General features: G+C 65.2%; 19 protein-coding genes. 11 read left to right on the top strand and 8 right to left on the bottom strand.

Annotated features, from left to right (window positions below; translation table 11 throughout):
* The first annotated feature begins 127 nt into the window (after window positions 1–127).
* The 5 genes from I6F09_RS02715 to I6F09_RS02735 all read left to right on the top strand — a co-directional run bounded on the left by I6F09_RS02715 (window position 128) and on the right by I6F09_RS02735 (window position 3654).
* Window positions 128–1219, top strand: a complete 1092-nt coding sequence (locus I6F09_RS02715; protein ID WP_225187394.1) for a substrate-binding domain-containing protein — start codon at window positions 128–130, stop codon at window positions 1217–1219.
* A gap of 259 nt (window positions 1220–1478) precedes the next feature.
* Window positions 1479–2177 carry a septum site-determining protein MinC gene (minC, locus tag I6F09_RS02720; protein WP_225187395.1) on the top strand — a complete coding sequence of 233 codons (699 nt, stop codon included), beginning with the start codon at window positions 1479–1481 and terminating at the stop codon, window positions 2175–2177.
* A gap of 21 nt (window positions 2178–2198) precedes the next feature.
* Window positions 2199–3014, top strand: a complete 816-nt coding sequence (gene minD / locus I6F09_RS02725) for a septum site-determining protein MinD (RefSeq protein ID WP_036022837.1) — start codon at window positions 2199–2201, stop codon at window positions 3012–3014.
* Window positions 3011–3292 carry a cell division topological specificity factor MinE gene (gene minE, locus I6F09_RS02730; RefSeq protein WP_036033781.1) on the top strand — a complete coding sequence of 94 codons (282 nt, stop codon included), beginning with the start codon at window positions 3011–3013 and terminating at the stop codon, window positions 3290–3292. The genes minD and minE overlap by 4 nt, the downstream gene beginning before the upstream one ends.
* 176 nt (window positions 3293–3468) lie before the next feature.
* Window positions 3469–3654: a hypothetical protein gene (locus I6F09_RS02735; protein ID WP_036000257.1), complete on the top strand. Its 186-nt coding sequence runs from the start codon at window positions 3469–3471 to the stop codon at window positions 3652–3654.
* An 18-nt stretch (window positions 3655–3672) separates the two neighbouring features.
* Here I6F09_RS02735 and I6F09_RS02740 read toward each other — a convergent pair whose 3' ends face one another.
* Together I6F09_RS02740 and I6F09_RS02745 are read right to left on the bottom strand one after the other, a co-directional pair.
* Window positions 3673–3921 carry a hypothetical protein gene (locus I6F09_RS02740; protein ID WP_025035957.1) on the bottom strand — a complete coding sequence of 83 codons (249 nt, stop codon included), beginning with the start codon at window positions 3919–3921 and terminating at the stop codon, window positions 3673–3675.
* Between the two features lie 107 nt (window positions 3922–4028).
* Window positions 4029–4421, bottom strand: a complete 393-nt coding sequence (locus I6F09_RS02745) for a hypothetical protein (protein WP_036000295.1) — start codon at window positions 4419–4421, stop codon at window positions 4029–4031.
* A 127-nt stretch (window positions 4422–4548) separates the two neighbouring features.
* On the opposite strand from I6F09_RS02745, the gene I6F09_RS02750 reads away from it, so the two are divergent.
* Window positions 4549–5331, top strand: coding sequence for an SDR family oxidoreductase (locus I6F09_RS02750; protein WP_036000254.1), 783 nt, complete (start codon window positions 4549–4551; stop codon window positions 5329–5331).
* A gap of 1 nt (window position 5332) precedes the next feature.
* Here the strand turns inward: I6F09_RS02750 and I6F09_RS02755 are convergent, their stop codons facing one another.
* Together I6F09_RS02755 and I6F09_RS02760 are read right to left on the bottom strand one after the other, a co-directional pair.
* Window positions 5333–5563, bottom strand: a complete 231-nt coding sequence (locus I6F09_RS02755; RefSeq protein ID WP_057029028.1) for a hypothetical protein — start codon at window positions 5561–5563, stop codon at window positions 5333–5335.
* Between the two features lie 489 nt (window positions 5564–6052).
* Window positions 6053–7126 (bottom strand): hypothetical protein, encoded by a 1074-nt coding sequence (locus I6F09_RS02760; RefSeq protein WP_225187396.1) that lies wholly within the window; start codon window positions 7124–7126, stop codon window positions 6053–6055.
* Between the two features lie 343 nt (window positions 7127–7469).
* Between I6F09_RS02760 and I6F09_RS02765 the strand changes: the two genes are divergently transcribed.
* Window positions 7470–8066, top strand: a complete 597-nt coding sequence (locus I6F09_RS02765; protein WP_167361659.1) for a L,D-transpeptidase — start codon at window positions 7470–7472, stop codon at window positions 8064–8066.
* A 42-nt stretch (window positions 8067–8108) separates the two neighbouring features.
* On the opposite strand, the gene I6F09_RS02770 is transcribed toward I6F09_RS02765, so the two are convergent.
* Complete coding sequence (locus tag I6F09_RS02770; RefSeq protein WP_225187397.1) at window positions 8109–8540, bottom strand: hypothetical protein; 432 nt, start codon at window positions 8538–8540, stop codon at window positions 8109–8111.
* Between the two features lie 117 nt (window positions 8541–8657).
* A complete protein-coding gene (locus I6F09_RS02775; protein ID WP_225187398.1) occupies window positions 8658–9122 on the bottom strand; it encodes a MarR family transcriptional regulator in 465 nt (154 codons plus the stop codon).
* Between the two features lie 101 nt (window positions 9123–9223).
* Here I6F09_RS02775 and I6F09_RS02780 point away from each other — a divergent pair, with 101 nt between their 5' ends.
* The 3 genes from I6F09_RS02780 (at window position 9224) to I6F09_RS02790 (ending at window position 11986) form a co-directional block, all read left to right on the top strand.
* Entirely contained in the window at window positions 9224–11146 is a 1923-nt protein-coding gene (locus I6F09_RS02780; protein WP_225187399.1) for an FAD-binding monooxygenase, read from the top strand.
* A 222-nt stretch (window positions 11147–11368) separates the two neighbouring features.
* The gene (locus I6F09_RS02785; RefSeq protein WP_036000293.1) at window positions 11369–11650 is read left to right on the top strand and encodes a hypothetical protein; all 282 of its coding nucleotides are present in this window, start codon (window positions 11369–11371) and stop codon (window positions 11648–11650) included.
* A 129-nt stretch (window positions 11651–11779) separates the two neighbouring features.
* Entirely contained in the window at window positions 11780–11986 is a 207-nt protein-coding gene (locus tag I6F09_RS02790; RefSeq protein ID WP_036000235.1) for a hypothetical protein, read from the top strand.
* Window positions 11987–12028: 42 nt separating this feature from the next.
* Here I6F09_RS02790 and I6F09_RS02795 read toward each other — a convergent pair whose 3' ends face one another.
* Window positions 12029–12373, bottom strand: coding sequence for a multidrug efflux SMR transporter (locus I6F09_RS02795; RefSeq protein ID WP_036000232.1), 345 nt, complete (start codon window positions 12371–12373; stop codon window positions 12029–12031).
* 124 nt (window positions 12374–12497) lie between these two features.
* Between I6F09_RS02795 and pdxY the strand changes: the two genes are divergently transcribed.
* Complete coding sequence (gene pdxY, locus I6F09_RS02800) at window positions 12498–13313, top strand: pyridoxal kinase (RefSeq protein WP_225187400.1); 816 nt, start codon at window positions 12498–12500, stop codon at window positions 13311–13313.
* Between the two features lie 4 nt (window positions 13314–13317).
* On the opposite strand, the gene I6F09_RS02805 is transcribed toward pdxY, so the two are convergent.
* Complete coding sequence (locus I6F09_RS02805; RefSeq protein WP_225187401.1) at window positions 13318–14649, bottom strand: hypothetical protein; 1332 nt, start codon at window positions 14647–14649, stop codon at window positions 13318–13320.
* Between the last annotated feature and the right edge of the window lie 162 nt (window positions 14650–14811).

The raw sequence follows: 14811 nt of genomic DNA on the forward strand, positions 1-14811 counted from the left end.
GGTATCCGGTGCAAGCCCGACCTTTCTTTTCCGTCGCTTGAACTCCGCTCCCGGAACGGGCAAACGGTTCGCCAAGAAACCGTGGCCCAGGCCATCCATTCGACGCTGAGTTCAAGGGAGACCCATCATGAAACGCCGTACATTCCTCCAAGGTGGTGCGGTCGCCGGCGCGACCACGCTGGTTGCGGCCCCTGCGATCGCGCAGAGCATGCCCGAGATCAAATGGCGCCTGACGTCGAGCTTCCCGAGATCGCTCGACACCATCTACGGCACGGCGCAGACCTTCGCTAAATATGTCGCCGAGGCCACCGACAACAAATTCCAGATCCAGACCTTCTCGGCGGGCGAGCTCGTGCCCGGCCTGCAGGCGCTCGATGCGGTCAGCACCGCATCAGTGGAGATGGCGCAGACGCCGCTCTATTTTTACATCGGCAAGGAGCCGGCGCTGGCCTATGCCACCGGCGCGCCCTTCGGCATGAACCATCGGCATCAGGAATCATGGTGGCACTTCGGGGGCGGCGCCGACCTCACCAACGAAGCGCTCAAACCCTTCAAGGCGCACGCCATCCTCTGCGGCAATTCCGGCACCCAGATGGGCGGCTGGTTCCGCAAGGAGATCAAGTCCGTCGACGACCTCAAGGGTCTCAAATTCCGCATCGCAGGCATGGGCGGCCATGTGCTGGCAAGGCTTGGCGTCGTGCCGCAGCAGATCGCCGGTGGCGACGTCTATCCGGCTCTCGAGAAGGGCACGATCGATGCCGCCGAGTTCGTCGGTCCCTACGACGACGAGAAGCTCGGTTTCCAGAAAGTCGCCAAATACTATTACTTCCCCGGCTGGTGGGAAGGCGGCGCCATGCTGCACATGATCGTCAACGACGAGAAATGGGCTTCGCTGCCCAAGCAATATCAGGCGATCGTCAACCAGGCGGGCGCGGCGGCTGGCGCTTGGATGCTGGAAAAATACGACAGCGTGAATCCGGCGGCGCTCAAGCGCCTGATCGCTGGCGGCGCGGAGCTGAAGGCGTTCCCGCAACCGGTGCTGGAGGCCTGCTACAACGCGACCCAGGACCATCTGAACGAGCTCGCCGCCAAGAGCGACCTGTTCAAGCGGACCAAGGAGAGCCACGACGCGTATATGAAGGAGGTGCTGTTCTATACGCAGATCGCGGAGAATTTCTACGACAACTATCTGCTCAGCAAGACGCGCAGCAAGACCTGAGCGGAAGAGGCGAGGGCGCGGTGTTTACGCCGCGCCCAGCTTCGTAGCCCGGATGGAGCGCAGCGCAATCCGGGAGAGTGCCGGGTGATGCGCGAGACCCGGATTGCACAAACGGGCGGCGCTTTCGCGCCGACCGTTGGCTCTATCCAGGCTACGGGACCGCGCATCCACTCACGTAACTGCGCGGAGACATTAACCAGCCATTAACCATATCGGCCGCATCGTTAACCATTCAATAACAGGGAACGAGTCGGCCGCCATGGAGGCTGCAGCAAAGGTCCAACGTCAGATGGTGCGCCTGCGCGGGCGCTCCTATGTGGCTTTCGTGTTCACGCCGACGGTTCCGGTCCAGGACTGGCTGCACGAGATCGACGCCACGATTGCGCGCTCGCCCGGCTTTTTCGCCGGCCGGCCGGTGGTGATCGACCTGTCTTCGGTCGATCTCAGCCAGGCCGGCATCGGCCATCTGCTCACCAGCCTGCAGGACCGCAACATCCGCGTGCTCGGCATCGAGGGTGTGGAGGAGGGAAGGCTGACGCCGATGATGCCGCCGCTGCTGTCGGGCGGACGCAGCTGCGTGGTCGAGCCGAGCGCGTCGAAGAAGGCCGAAGTGAAGGCCGAGGCCAAGCCGACGTCGCTGCTGCTCGAAACCCCCGTGCGCTCGGGCCAGACCGTGATCTTCCCGGAAGGCGACGTCACCATTCTCGGCTCGGTCGGCTCGGGCGCCGAGGTCGTCGCCGGCGGCTCCATCCACGTCTACGGCGCGCTGCGCGGCCGCGCCATGGCGGGCGTCAATGGACACACCAGCGCGCGCATCTATTGCCAGAAGATCGAAGCCGAACTGCTTGCAATCGACGGATTTTATCAGACCGCCGAGGACATCGACGAGGCCCTGCGCGGCAAGCCGGCGCAGGCCTGGCTGCAGGGGAATACCATGCGAATTACAGCACTGAACTGACCAGCAAAGGAGACATTTCAGATGAGTAAGGTACTGGTCGTGACATCAGGCAAGGGCGGGGTCGGTAAGACCACGACCACCGCCGCGCTGGGAGCTGCCTTGGCGCAGCGCGGCGACAAGGTGGTCGTCGTCGATTTCGACGTCGGCCTGCGCAACCTCGACCTCGTGATGGGCGCCGAACGCCGCGTCGTGTTCGATCTCATCAACGTGGTGCAGGGCGTCGCCAAACTCCCGCAGGCGCTGATCAAGGACAAGCGGCTGGAGAATTTGTGGCTGCTGCCGGCGTCCCAAACCCGCGACAAGGACGCGCTGACGGAGGAGGGCGTCGGCAAGGTCATTGCCGAGTTGCGCAGCCGGTTCGACTGGGTGATCTGCGACAGCCCGGCCGGCATCGAGCGCGGCGCTTCCATGGCGATGCGCTTTGCCGACGAGGCCGTGATCGTCACCAATCCGGAAGTCTCCTCGGTGCGCGATTCCGACCGCATCATCGGCATGCTCGATTCCAAGACGGTGCGGGCCGAGAAGGGCGAGCGCGTCGAGAAGCATATTCTCATCACTCGCTACGATCCCTCGCGCGCCGCGCGCGGCGAGATGTTGACCATCGACGACATCCTGGAGATCCTTGCCACGCCCTTGCTCGGCATCATCCCCGAGAGCCAGGACGTGTTGAAGGCCTCCAACGTCGGCACGCCTGTGACTCTGTCGAATGCCGATGGAGCGCCGGCACGAGCCTATATGGACGCCGCTAAGCGCCTCTGCGGCGAGAACGTGACAATGCACGTTCCTGCCGAGCGCAGAGGATTTATGGACCGGCTGCTGCGACGGAGGGCTGCATGAGCATGGGTCTGCTTCGACTCCTCCGCGGCAAGAAGGCCACAGCACCCGTCGCGCGCGAACGGCTGCAGATCCTGCTTGCCCATGAACGTGGAATGCGCGGCCAGCCCGATCTGCTCGGTGTGCTGCGTGAGGAAATTCTCGCTGTCGTGTCCAAACATGTGACGCTGGACCCGACCAAGGTCATCGTCCGGCTCGAACGCGGCGACGAGGTCTCGACCCTTGAGGTCGACATCGAGGTGCCCAACGATTTCGAGGGCAAGAAGGTGGCGGTCGCGTAGGGGACGCGGCCCGCAGACTGCCGTTTTGGGGTGGGTGAGAAGGCGGTCCGCCGGGCATGGCGGGCCGCCTTTGTCTTGCCGTTCACATCGATTGGACGGAACGCGCCCCGCGCCTCGATCGTTGTGAACCACCCGCGGCAGCGTTGCACCGCGGCAGGTCAGACGGGAGAGCGCCCATGATGTCCGAGGTCCAGGTCCATACACTTGCCCGGCAGATGCTTGAACAGCACGGCTTTGCTGCGATCGCGAAGGCCGCTGAGCAGGCCCAGGCCTGCGAGGGCCGCGGCGAGGCCGATGAGGCCAGGGAATGGCGTCACATCGTGGACGCCATGAAGATCATGCGCGGCCCGCATCAGAGCTGACACTCGAACGCGCGAGTTTCAACGCTCGCCGCGATCGGCGCCTTGGGACGAATTGCGGTTCTGTGTCTGCGGCTGCGCGCGCTCGCCCGATTCCTTGCAGGGCAGCGGTTCCCACGAGCCGTCCGGCGCCTGCTGATAGGCACTGCAGGACGGCGAGGTGGACTTTTCCCCGCCCTTCTGGGCGTCGGAATTTCTCGCCAGTGCGGGCGCAGTCAGCACCGCGGCGGCTGCAATCGCGCCGGCGAAAACGAAATGGATACTCCGCATGAGGACCTCCTGTTCGAATTCGGAAGGAGGCCGCATGCTGTGAAAAATTATGACGATTTTGGGCCGCGGCAGAGGTTCCGTCGCGGCGTGCTTAACGGGGCGGCGCGCTAGCCACCCTTGCTGCGGATCAGGCCGGCGAGATTAGTCTTCTGGGCTTCGCACCAGCCGGACATGCCGAGGCGGCGCTGGTCCATGTCGGTCGCCTGGGTCGCGATCGCGACCTCCGCCATCAGGTCATCGTCCTGCTTCTCGCCCATCTTGCCGCCGGTATGCAGCCAGGCGATCGCCTTGCGCACCTTCTCGGTGGTGCCGTCGGGCAGGTGCATCTGCTGCGCCCTCTGCACGAGGTCCTGATAGGCGAGATCGGTATTGGGGCACTCGACCTTGGCGGCGAAGGCCTGCAAGACCATCGTCACATAGGTCGATCGCGGCGGCGCATCGCCCGCGAGGGCCGGCGCGGCCAACAGCAACAGGCCCGTCATCAGAAAACCGGTGCGCATCCCTGGGATCTCCTCCATTTTATCGAGAGGCTAGCGTCCGGCGCGCCGCTCGGCAATGGGATCGGGACACAATTGTCGCCGATCGGCCCAGTAGGCTAACCTGCGCTCCCCAGCATCGGAGCGCGATATGAGCCTGTTCAGCACGCCGTTCGATCCCACACGCGACACCGCGCTCGTCACCGGCGCAGGCAACGGCATCGGCCGCGCGATCGCGCTCGGCCTGGTCGGCGAGGGCGTCCGCACCGTGTTCGCGGATGTCAGCGCGGAGCGGGTGCGTGCCGCGATCGGCGCGAGCGAGAGGCCAGGTCTCGCCGTGCCCTGGGTCGGCAATCTTGCCAGCCTCGAGGCCTGCGATGAGCTGCTGACATCAGCGCATTCCGCGCTGGGCGAGGTCACGCATTTGGTCCACAGCGCCTCGCCGCCGCGGCGCGAGGCGGATCACTTGCTCGCAGTCGATCGCAACACCTGGCAGGAGATGCATGCCGTCAATCTCGATGCCGGCTTTCACCTGGCGCGCGGGCTCGCCAAGCGGCTGATCGCGGCGAAGCGGCCGGGCTCGTTCCTGTTTCTGACCTCGCTACATGCGGGCACGCCGCGCAACCTGGCGCATTACTCGACGGCAAAGGCCGCCATGGCGATGCTGGTGAAGGAGCTGGCCAAGACGCTCGGACGCTACGACATCCGCGTCAACGCGCTGGTCCCCGGCGCGATCGCAGCCGGCGGGTTCGTCGCCGATCCCGCGCTGGCGCGGCACATTCCGCTCGGACGCCTCGGTGAGGCCGGGGATCTCGCACCGATGGCGCTCACGGTGCTGTCGAACAAGCTGTCCGCTTACGTCACCGGCGCAGCCTTCGTCGTCGACGGCGGATTGTCGCTGACGAACTGGTTCGAGGCGCCGGTGCTGGATTAGCCTAGCGCTGCCAGGCCGGCACCGGATCGAGCGGCGTGCGATAGACCTCGTTGTGATCGCGATCGGTGACGCGCACCGCGCAACCTTTCTGCTGCAGTTCGGGCTTCACCTGCGACAGCTCGCAAGCCAATTGGTCGGCGCGATCGGAGGCAACCTCGATGTCTTCGAGGATGATTCCACCCTGGTTCTTGAACTCACCACCAACCACGAGATCGAAAGAATAGTAGGGCATGCGAATTCCCCGGTGTGACGATCTGAGCTTCAGTGCAAGTCTCAACACATGTCGGATGGTACCACTGAGTCGACATCTATCGAATGAACAGAGCGCGCAATCTCTGGGCTTATGGCGCAGAAATGATGTGCAACGTGCGGGCTCGTTAAGAGTTTATTAAATATACCCGCGCGATCATTAGGCATGGAATTGCAGCAGAACCGGGCTCCGGGAACCGGCAGCTGCAAGAGAAGGCCGCCGGCATAGATCCCGACGGCCTTTTCTCTTGAGCGAGACGTCGCTCACCGTAATCGCCCGGAGTTAACGCTTCACATCGACTCGGACAGCGTGCGTGAGCGCGTGACAGCAAGGCTGCGTCGTTGCTCTAAAGCGCGATGCGATCAGGATGAATCGTCATCGCGCTTCAGGTTGTTGTTGTTTGAGCATGATCGTTTCGGAAAACCGCTGCGCACTTTGCGCTTACGCGGCCCTTCGGGTTCGGATCATGCTCTAGCGCAGCGGCATCGGCGGACGCACGATAGGTCCGTCGTCATCAGCAACGGCTTGCGTCGTCGTGGTCGGCGCAGCCGGCGGCGTGGCGGCGGCGGCCTGCGATAGCGGCGGCGGAGGCGCGAGCGGCGCGGGCGAAGAGGCCGGCATGTAGGTCCGCGTCACAGGCGGCTTGGGCTTGCGAACCGGCGGCGCCGCAGGCTGCGGCGGGAGGGCGGCTGCGCGCGCGCGCGGATCGACCGGCGGCCTCGCCTCGGTGACCGGCTTCGGTGCGGGAGGCCTCGCCATCTCGCGCGCCATCTGCTCCTGTCCGGCCTTCAACTCGGCGATGTTGGCCTTGAGCTGCTCGATCTGCTGCGCCATGGCGGCGAGATCGCGTGTCATCGATTGCACCGACTGCGCCGCGTCGACCGACTGTGGCGCCGCGGGCGCAGCCGCAGCAAGCTGAGCTGCGGGCGGCGCAGCAGCTTGATCTGCCGTTTGGTTGGGCGCGGCTTCCGCTGCGGTGGGCGCAGCCTGGGCGGCGGCGACCGGCGCGCTTTGCTGCGGTGTCGCAGACAGCAACGAGGTCGTCGGGAGCAGCGAGGTCAGCGCCGGCGTCCATTCGGCCAGCAGCTGCTTTGCTGTGTCGCCGTGCTTCTCCCAGGCGATGCTCGCGGCCACGCTGGCGCCGGCAAGCAGGAACGTGACGAACGCCCCGCGCAGCCACTTGCCGACGGAGGACCGCTTCTTCATCACGGGACCATCGCTGGACGTGACGCGGACAGCGGTGTCGATCGACGGTGCCGCAGTGGATTTTCCGTAGACGACGTTGATGCTGGGCTCGGGCGCGCGCGCCGGCTCCAGAGTGAACTTCGGCGTGACCTTGGGCTGCGGGGCAAACTTGGGCTCCGGGGCAAACCTGGGCTCCGGACGCGGCGCGATCTCTGGCGCCAGCGCAGGCGACACGCTGGCGGGGCGCGAGGCCCGCACGATCTCGGGCGAGATCTGGACCGCGTCGTGAGGATCGTTGTCCTTGACCGTGTCTTTCACGATCTCATCGACGATTTGCTTGGCGTTCAGCGTCGCGAGCATCGCAGCTCCTTTGAAGCCCAGTGTTCGAGGTTAAGGCATCCGCATTGGCGCGGGGCTGATCCGAGGTGAGGCCATACCCGGTCCCCATGTCGCACGAGTCCAGCCGGGTTTGACCAAAGCAAGGCGAGGGGATGGAGATGATGCGACACTCTTCCGCCCTTTGTGGTGATGGAACCCAATTTGCCGAACACGCGCATGTGTTCCTGCACCGCCTTGTTTTCAGCACGATTTTGGCAATATCTGGTGACGGCGGGGGCGTCGTTATTCCGCTATCGGGGGGCCGGCGGTGCCAAGATCTCTACTCGTTTTGTTCGTCGCAGCCCTGCTGCCGCTGGGCGGCTGCATGCAGACGACACTTTCGCCATCGACGGATGCGAGCATGACGCCGCGCGACCGTCAGTTGCTCGCGCACGCGCCTTACGCCAAGGCGAACGTGCCCCAGCAATATCTGCGTCACATCGTCGATTACCACCGCAAGGAGCAGCCGGGCACGATCCTGGTCGATACCGACGCGCGCTACCTCTACTACGTGCTGCCCGAGGGCAAGGCGATCCGCTACGGCGTTGCCGTCGGCGAGGAAGCCATGGCGTTCTCCGGCGTCGCGCGGGTCGGTCGCTTGGCGGAATGGCCGGACTGGGTCCCGACCGCGGATATCCAGGCGCGACTCGGTCCCTATCCCGCGCGCGTTCCCGGCGGTCCCGCCAATCCGCTGGGCGCGCGGGGCATCTATCTCTATGTCGGCAACAAGGACACGCTCTATCGCATCCACGGCACCAACCAGCCCGAATATATCGGGCAGGCGATCTCGTCCGGCTGCATCCGGATGCGCAACGAGGACGTCATCGATCTCTACGACCGGGTGAAGCTCAATTCGATGGTCGTGGTGCTGCCGCCGGGGCAGAGCGCGCAGGCCGCGGCGGGCGGGCGCTGGCGCGGCTGAGGTCTGCGCCGGTCAGTTCGAATTTAGGTGCGTTGTCACCCTCTAGTTCTCAGGCCGGGCGACCCGCCATTGCAGCGTCGTGGCGTTGCCGTTGGCGTCGCCCGGCGCCTTGTCGGCGGGCGAGGTGTAGAGCGGGCGATAACGGTAGGCCCACATCTTGCTGCCGTCGTTGCGGTTGATCACGGTGAAGTCGCCGACGGCCCTGGCGTCGGCCGTTGCGGCGAGCGGCACCCAGCTCTCGATGCACTTGCCGTTGCAGTTCGAAGTATTTCCCGTGGTGTCGCGCTCATAATAGTAGAGCGTCATGCCGTTGAGATCGACGAGCTTGGGCCCCTGCTTGGTCAGGATCACCTTCGCGGGAGCCGTTGGCGCCTCGACCTTCGGCGGAGGAGGATCGCCGCCGCCATGGCCCCCTGCGACCGCCTGAACGGTCGAGAGCGCGACGGCCGCGGCCACAACGAGGAACCTGAACATCCGAAACTCCGCCCCGCAAAGTTAATCGCGCGTTAAGCGCCCCAATGCGGCCGACGTTAGCAGCCGAAGGTTAGTTCCTGGTTTCGTGCGCTGCGACAATTACGGACATGGCCGAGATCAGAGCTGCGCATTGCGCAGCGGCGCGCGGCTGAGCTCGTTGCCGGCGGCGATGGCCTTGCGCAGCAGCCGCATCAGCTCCTCACTCTCTTTCGCGCTGAGGCCGCGCAGCATGATGCGCTGCGCGGATTCGACGGCCGGGGTGATCTTGCGCAGCGTGCGGCGGCCCTCGTCGGTGATCTCGAGCTCACGCGCGCGGCGGTCGCGGCTGGAGGGGCGCCGCTCCGCGAGGCCCTTCTGGACGAGGCGATCGATCACGCCGGTGATGGTGGTGCGATCGTAGGCGATCAATCCGGCGAGCGTCACCTGATCGAGCCCCGGATTGGCCTTGATGGATGCAAGCGCGGCGTATTGCACCGGAGTGAGATCGAAGCCGGCGTCCTCGACCTCGGCCAGGAACACCGCGACCGAGATCTGCTGGAAGCGGCGTGCCAGATGTCCGGGCATGTCGTTGTTGTCTTTCACCGAAATCTCCTCCGGGGCAGAGCGGTGCGGATCATTGACAAGTATACTGATAGTCAGCATACTGATCAATAACCAAACAGAATTTGGCGGGAGAGGTGCTCATGCAGTTCCATCTCAATGGATTTCAGCCGGGCGACCCTGAAATCGCCGATCCTGCCGCGCGCGTTCAGGCATCGGGAGCGGCGGGCGCCGTGCCTGGCGATGTCGATGTCCTCATCGTCGGCTGCGGGCCGGCCGGCCTGACGCTCGCCGCCCAGCTCGCGCAATTCCCCGACATCAGAACCTGCATCGTCGAGCAGAAGCCGGACCGCCTGCTGGTCGGTCAGGCCGACGGAATCGCCTGCCGCACCATGGAGATGTTCCACGCCTATGGCTTCAGCGAGCGTGTGCTGAAGGAAGCCTGTTGGGTCAACGAGACCACGTTCTGGAAGCCGGATGAAGCGGCGCCGGAGAAGATCGTCCGCAGCGGCCGGGTGCAGGACGTCGAGGACGGGCTGTCGGAATTCCCGCACCTCATCCTGAACCAGGCGCGCGTCCATGATTGCTTTCTCGACGTCATGCGCAAGTCGCCGGCGAAGCTCGAGCCGTATTACAGCCGACGCGTGCTTGATGTGAATGTCGATCCGGCGGCCGGTGCCGACGATCATCCCGTAACCGTGCGCCTCGAACGCGTCGATGCCGCGAACGAGGGCAAGGTCGAGACGGTCAAGGCCCGCTACGTCGTCGGTTGCGACGGCGCCCGCAGCACGGTGCGCAAATCGATCGGGCGCGAGCTGCACGGTGATTCCGCCAACCACGCCTGGGGCGTGATGGACGTGCTGGCCGTGACCGATTTTCCGGACATCCGTTTCAAGTCGCTGATCCAGTCGGCCAGGGACGGCAGCCTGCTGATCATTCCGCGCGAAGGCGGCTACATGGTCCGCATCTATGTCGAGCTCGCCAAGCTCGATGTCGGCGAACGCGTTGCCAATCGCAACATCACCGCCGACGACGTGATTGCGAAAGCGCAGCGGGTCCTGAAGCCGCATCGGCTCGAGGTGAAGGAAATCGCCTGGTGGTCGGTCTACGAGATCGGCCAGCGCCTCACCGACAAGTTCGACGACGTGCCGGAGGGCGAGGTCGAGACGCGCCAGCCGCGCATCTTCATCGCCGGCGATGCCTGCCACACCCACAGTCCGAAGGCCGGGCAGGGCATGAACGTGTCGATGCAGGATGCCTTCAATCTCGGCTGGAAGCTCGCCGCCGTGCTGCGGAGGCAGTGCGCGCCAAGCCTGTTGCATTCCTACTCGGCCGAGCGCCGGGCAGTCGCGAAGGAGCTGATCGATTTCGATCGCGAATGGGCTGATATCCTCGCCTCCGCCGCCAAGGCCGGCGGCGCCGATGCCGCCAAAACGCAGGACTATTTCGTCCGGCACGGACGTTTTACCGCGGGCACGGCAACGCATTACAGGCCGTCGATGCTCACCGGCGCGGCCACGCATCAGCACCTCGCGCAGGGCCTCATTATCGGCACGCGCTTCCATTCCGCGCCGGTGATCCGGCTGGCGGACGCCAAGCCGGTGCATCTCGGCCATGCCGCACGGGCCGATGGCCGCTTCCGCATCTACGCGTTCTCGCCCGATGAGAACCCGGCAGCGTCGGGCTCGGCCATTCGTGCCTTGTGCAATTTCCTCGCGGAATCCCGGAAGTCACCTATCCGTCGATATACGCCTGTTGGAGCTGACATCGACAGCGTGATCGATCTGCGCGCGGTGTTTCAGCAGGACCATCGCGAGCTCGCCATCGAGGCGATGCCGCCGATGTTGCTCCCGAGCAAAGGCCGTTACGGCTTGTACGACTACGAGAAGATGTTCTGCCCGGATCTCAAGAGCGGCCACGACGTCTTCACGATGCGCGGCATCGATCGGACAGCCGGCTGCATGGTCGTGGTGCGGCCCGACCAGTATGTCGCGACCGTGCTGCCGCTCAACGATTTTGCCGGGCTGGCCTCGTTCTTCGACGCATTCATGCTGCCGGCGAGGTGACGCCGAAAGCGCCGCGCGGGCCGTTCCGCCCGCGTTTCCGCCGCCGAGCTCTGGCTAGCCGCAACGAAAGCCCGGCCTTGCCGGGCTTTCCGCTCCCGCGCGATCGGGTTCCGTGCGCGTACAATTTAAGAAAGTTCTTCGCGGGCAGATTTCATCGATCGTAATATGTCTATCCAAAGCTGTAAGCATCCACTCGGGGCAGCGGGGCACCGGAGGATGACGATGAGACAGAACCAAGCGGAGACGCGCCGTCAGCAAAATGTCGCGAAGCGGTCGATGACCAAGGAGGCCAAGCAGCTGGCCGGCCTGATTGCCGGACTGCGCGAATCCCTCGAGGAGATCCACAAGGAGCGGGCGGGCACCAAGCTGTCGGGCGCAGAAATGGGACTACTCGATGAGCGTCGCAACAATCTGCTGCTCACCATCGCAGCCCTCAATGACCGCCTTTCGGCGGTGCAGGGCCTGATCAATCTCGGCCGCCCGCACATTATCCGCGTGCATTAGCGCCGATCCGAGGCAACGAGATCGGCTCTGTTGCGACGGCACGGGGCCGGCCACAGGCCTCGTGGATGGCACCAAATTGCCACGCTCCCGGCGAATTGCCGCCAAAGCCCGCTGCCACGACAAGGCCGGGTGCAGGGCGACGCAAGGGGATGCGAATTGGCCTACAAGATGGTCGCAGAACGCGACAACGAGAAGTACAGTTTCGCCCGCGAGAGCCGGTTGCTCATCGTGGCGAAGGCGAAAGTGTGGGCGAGCGAGGGGTGGCGGGTGGTCGTCACCGACCAGGATGGCAAGGCCTACGCGCCGTCCGAGCTCGATCAGTTGTCCGCAGCGTGATGGTGGGGCGCGACCTCTTGCTCAGAGTCGGCACCGCGCGCATCACCGCACGGTGGTCTCCGAGAACAGGTTGATGATCACCACCCCTGATACGATCAGCGCGATGCCGACGAAGGCTGCGGCGTCCAGGATCTGACGGAACAGCACGAAGGAGACGGTGGCGGTCAGGATGATGCCGACCCCGCCCCAGATCGCATAGGCGATGCTCAACGGGATCACCCGAATCGCCACCGAGAGCGCGTAGAACGAGGCGACGTAGAACAGCACCATCGCCAGCGTCGGCCAGGGACGGGTGAACTGCGCGGACTGCTGCAGGAACGCCGACGCGGTGACCTCGAACACGATGGCGAGGGCGAGAGCCGTATAGGCGTTGAAGACGGAGGTCATGCGGAGGCTGTGTCCGGGCCGACGGATGGCTGACGTGCGACCGCAAATATCACGCGGGAATGACGAGTCCGCGACAGGACGCAGCGCTTGCGTCGCCCGAAGTTTGACTCTACGGACCTCTTTCATGCTCGTCATCTCCATCCAGAGCCAGGTGGTCCACGGCCATGTCGGCAACAGCGCGGCCGCCTATGCCATGCAGGCGGAGGGCGTGAACGTCGCTGCGGTGCCGACGACGCTGCTGTCCAACCATCCGCGCTATCCGAGCCTGCGCGGACGGGTGCTGGAGACCGAGCTCGTCGCCGATCTCCTGAGGGGAGTCGAGGAGCGCGGCCTGGTCGACGAGGCCGCGGTGGTCGTCACCGGCTATCTCGGCTCGCCCGGCAATGCCGCCGTCATCGCCGGTTTCGTCGAGCGGGCGTGCACGCGCAATGGGAAGCTCGTCTATCTCTGCGATCCCGTGATCGGTGACGACGGCCGCGTCTATGTCGCGGACGGCATCCTTGACGTGCTCCGCCACCGGCTGCTGCCGACGGCGAACCTGACGACGCCGAACCAGTTCGAGCTCGAGCTGCTCTCTGGGGTCGCAATTGCCGACGCCGAGAGCCTCAGCGCGGCCTGCGCGGTGCTGGCTGGGGCAGGCACCGACGTCGTCGCCACCGGCTGCACCCTCGCTGACACGGCGGCGGGCCAGGTGGAGACGATCCTGTGCACTGATGGGCGATTGTCGCGCTTTGCGACGCCGCGCCTGCCGATCCGTCCCTACGGCACCGGCGATCTCCTCACCGGGCTGATCGCGGCGCATCTGGCCAAGGGCGAAGCAATGGAGTTGGTGGTACGGCGCGCGGTCGACACGGTCTTTGCCGTGCTGGTGCGCACGCAGGCCGCCGGCTCGGCCGAGATGCGGCTGGTGCCGCTGCCGACGGCAGAGCGCAAGCCGTAAACCGTCAGGTCGCGCGCTTGCCGGCCGATTGCGCCGACTTCTGCGGCTTGGCCGCCGGGCCCTTCTGCTCGCGCGCGACGTCGGCCTTCGGCGGCTTGGCGCTCGCAAGGCCTTGTGTCTTCTTCGGCTTGGCTCCGGCAACGTCCTTGCGGTCGGAGGTGCCGCGCTTCGAGATATATTCCTGGCCGTCGATCGGGCCGACATGGGGCGGATCGCGGCCGAGATAGGGTCGGCCGATGCCGTACGCCTTGCCGTTGGCATCGACCCACTTCCACAGGATTTCGGTCGAGACCCAGCGCTGCGCCCTGTTGCTGCCTTGCGTGCTGACGATGTCTGCCGCCATGCCGTGACCGTAGCCGCCGCGCGTGCTGCCGCCGTGATAGGAGCGGTTGGAGGCGGCCTTCAGGCCGCTCGCGATCGACTGGCGATAGTCGTCGCGGAACGCGCTGGTGATGCCCGGCGACAGGCCGGCGGCTTCGGCCGCGAGCATCATGCGGAACAGCTTCTGCTTGAAGCTCTTGTCCATGCCGCCGATGACGTAGTCCATCATCGACATGCCGGCGCGCTCGGCCGCATGCGGATCCTTCCAGGTGAAGTCCTGATCGACCAGCTTGGTGAAGCTGCGCATCACCGTGACGGTCTTGCCCTTGCGCTTGATGGTGACTGCGCGCCGCTCCTGCACCTTCATCGTGTCTTCCTTGGCGGTGCGCTGATAGAGCGCCCAGAGGTAGCGGTCGATGCAGGCCTCCATGACGAAGCATTCGTCGAGCACGGCGATGTTGTCGGCAGGCGGTGACGCCTTGCGCGCAGGCGCAACGGGGTCGCTCGCGATCGCCGCGGCCGACAATGTGTCCGTCGTCACGATCTCGGTGGGATCGGTGGATGCGAGCTTGACGGGCTCCGCCACAGGGGCGGGGGCAACCTCGCTGACGACGGGCTCCGGTTCAGGCAAGATCGGCGGCGCGGGCACGGCTTCCACCGGCAGGATCAGCGCCGGGTCGGCCGAGGCAAGCTTGATGGTGGAGGCGGGCTCTTCCGGCGTTGCCTCTGCCGGCGCGGGAGGGTCGGGCAGCGCAGTGACGGTGGCTGCGATGTCGGCGGTCAAGGCGAAGCGGTCCTCAAGGGTCGCAGCGCGCGGCACGTCGGCGAGGTCGATGCGGCCGAGATCCTTGGCATGATCCTTGGCACGATCCTTGGCGCGCGAGATGGCGGCCGCATTGGCGGCGCTGTTTTCGATGAGCGCAGGCGCATAAGCGGAGAGAGACAATGCCAGCCAGCCGGCGAGAACGGCCGAGGGACACGACACCGCCACCAGAAGAGACCGCCGATCGTTCATGATCCCTGCCTCCAAACGGTCTGCTCGAACAATCTTGCCCGAACAGTGATGATGCAAACAGTCTGACGAAACAGTCGCACGGAAAGGCACGCAGCACGTCGATTGTTCGGGCCACGGTGTGGCGGCGCAATGGCGCAAATCGGGGAGTGCGGGCTTTTCGGG

Origin of the sequence: Bradyrhizobium sp. IC3195, assembly GCF_020193585.1 — a bacterium.
Classification (GTDB): Bacteria; Pseudomonadota; Alphaproteobacteria; order Rhizobiales; family Xanthobacteraceae; genus Bradyrhizobium; species Bradyrhizobium yuanmingense.

Bases quoted from the DNA above. Each gene is read 5' to 3' on its own strand.
- I6F09_RS02715 (WP_225187394.1), top strand. From the start codon at position 128: ATGAAACGCCGTACATTCCTCCAAGGTGGTGCGGTCGCCGGCGCGACC.
- minC (WP_225187395.1), top strand. From the start codon at position 1,479: ATGGAGGCTGCAGCAAAGGTCCAACGTCAGATGGTGCGCCTGCGCGGG.
- minD (WP_036022837.1), top strand. From the start codon at position 2,199: ATGAGTAAGGTACTGGTCGTGACATCAGGCAAGGGCGGGGTCGGTAAG.
- minE (WP_036033781.1), top strand. From the start codon at position 3,011: ATGAGCATGGGTCTGCTTCGACTCCTCCGCGGCAAGAAGGCCACAGCA.
- I6F09_RS02735 (WP_036000257.1), top strand. From the start codon at position 3,469: ATGATGTCCGAGGTCCAGGTCCATACACTTGCCCGGCAGATGCTTGAA.
- I6F09_RS02740 (WP_025035957.1), bottom strand. From the start codon at position 3,921: ATGCGGAGTATCCATTTCGTTTTCGCCGGCGCGATTGCAGCCGCCGCG.
- I6F09_RS02745 (WP_036000295.1), bottom strand. From the start codon at position 4,421: ATGCGCACCGGTTTTCTGATGACGGGCCTGTTGCTGTTGGCCGCGCCG.
- I6F09_RS02750 (WP_036000254.1), top strand. From the start codon at position 4,549: ATGAGCCTGTTCAGCACGCCGTTCGATCCCACACGCGACACCGCGCTC.
- I6F09_RS02755 (WP_057029028.1), bottom strand. From the start codon at position 5,563: ATGCCCTACTATTCTTTCGATCTCGTGGTTGGTGGTGAGTTCAAGAAC.
- I6F09_RS02760 (WP_225187396.1), bottom strand. From the start codon at position 7,126: ATGCTCGCGACGCTGAACGCCAAGCAAATCGTCGATGAGATCGTGAAA.
- I6F09_RS02765 (WP_167361659.1), top strand. From the start codon at position 7,470: ATGCAGACGACACTTTCGCCATCGACGGATGCGAGCATGACGCCGCGC.
- I6F09_RS02770 (WP_225187397.1), bottom strand. From the start codon at position 8,540: ATGTTCAGGTTCCTCGTTGTGGCCGCGGCCGTCGCGCTCTCGACCGTT.
- I6F09_RS02780 (WP_225187399.1), top strand. From the start codon at position 9,224: ATGCAGTTCCATCTCAATGGATTTCAGCCGGGCGACCCTGAAATCGCC.
- I6F09_RS02785 (WP_036000293.1), top strand. From the start codon at position 11,369: ATGAGACAGAACCAAGCGGAGACGCGCCGTCAGCAAAATGTCGCGAAG.
- I6F09_RS02795 (WP_036000232.1), bottom strand. From the start codon at position 12,373: ATGACCTCCGTCTTCAACGCCTATACGGCTCTCGCCCTCGCCATCGTG.
- pdxY (WP_225187400.1), top strand. From the start codon at position 12,498: ATGCTCGTCATCTCCATCCAGAGCCAGGTGGTCCACGGCCATGTCGGC.
- I6F09_RS02805 (WP_225187401.1), bottom strand. From the start codon at position 14,649: ATGAACGATCGGCGGTCTCTTCTGGTGGCGGTGTCGTGTCCCTCGGCC.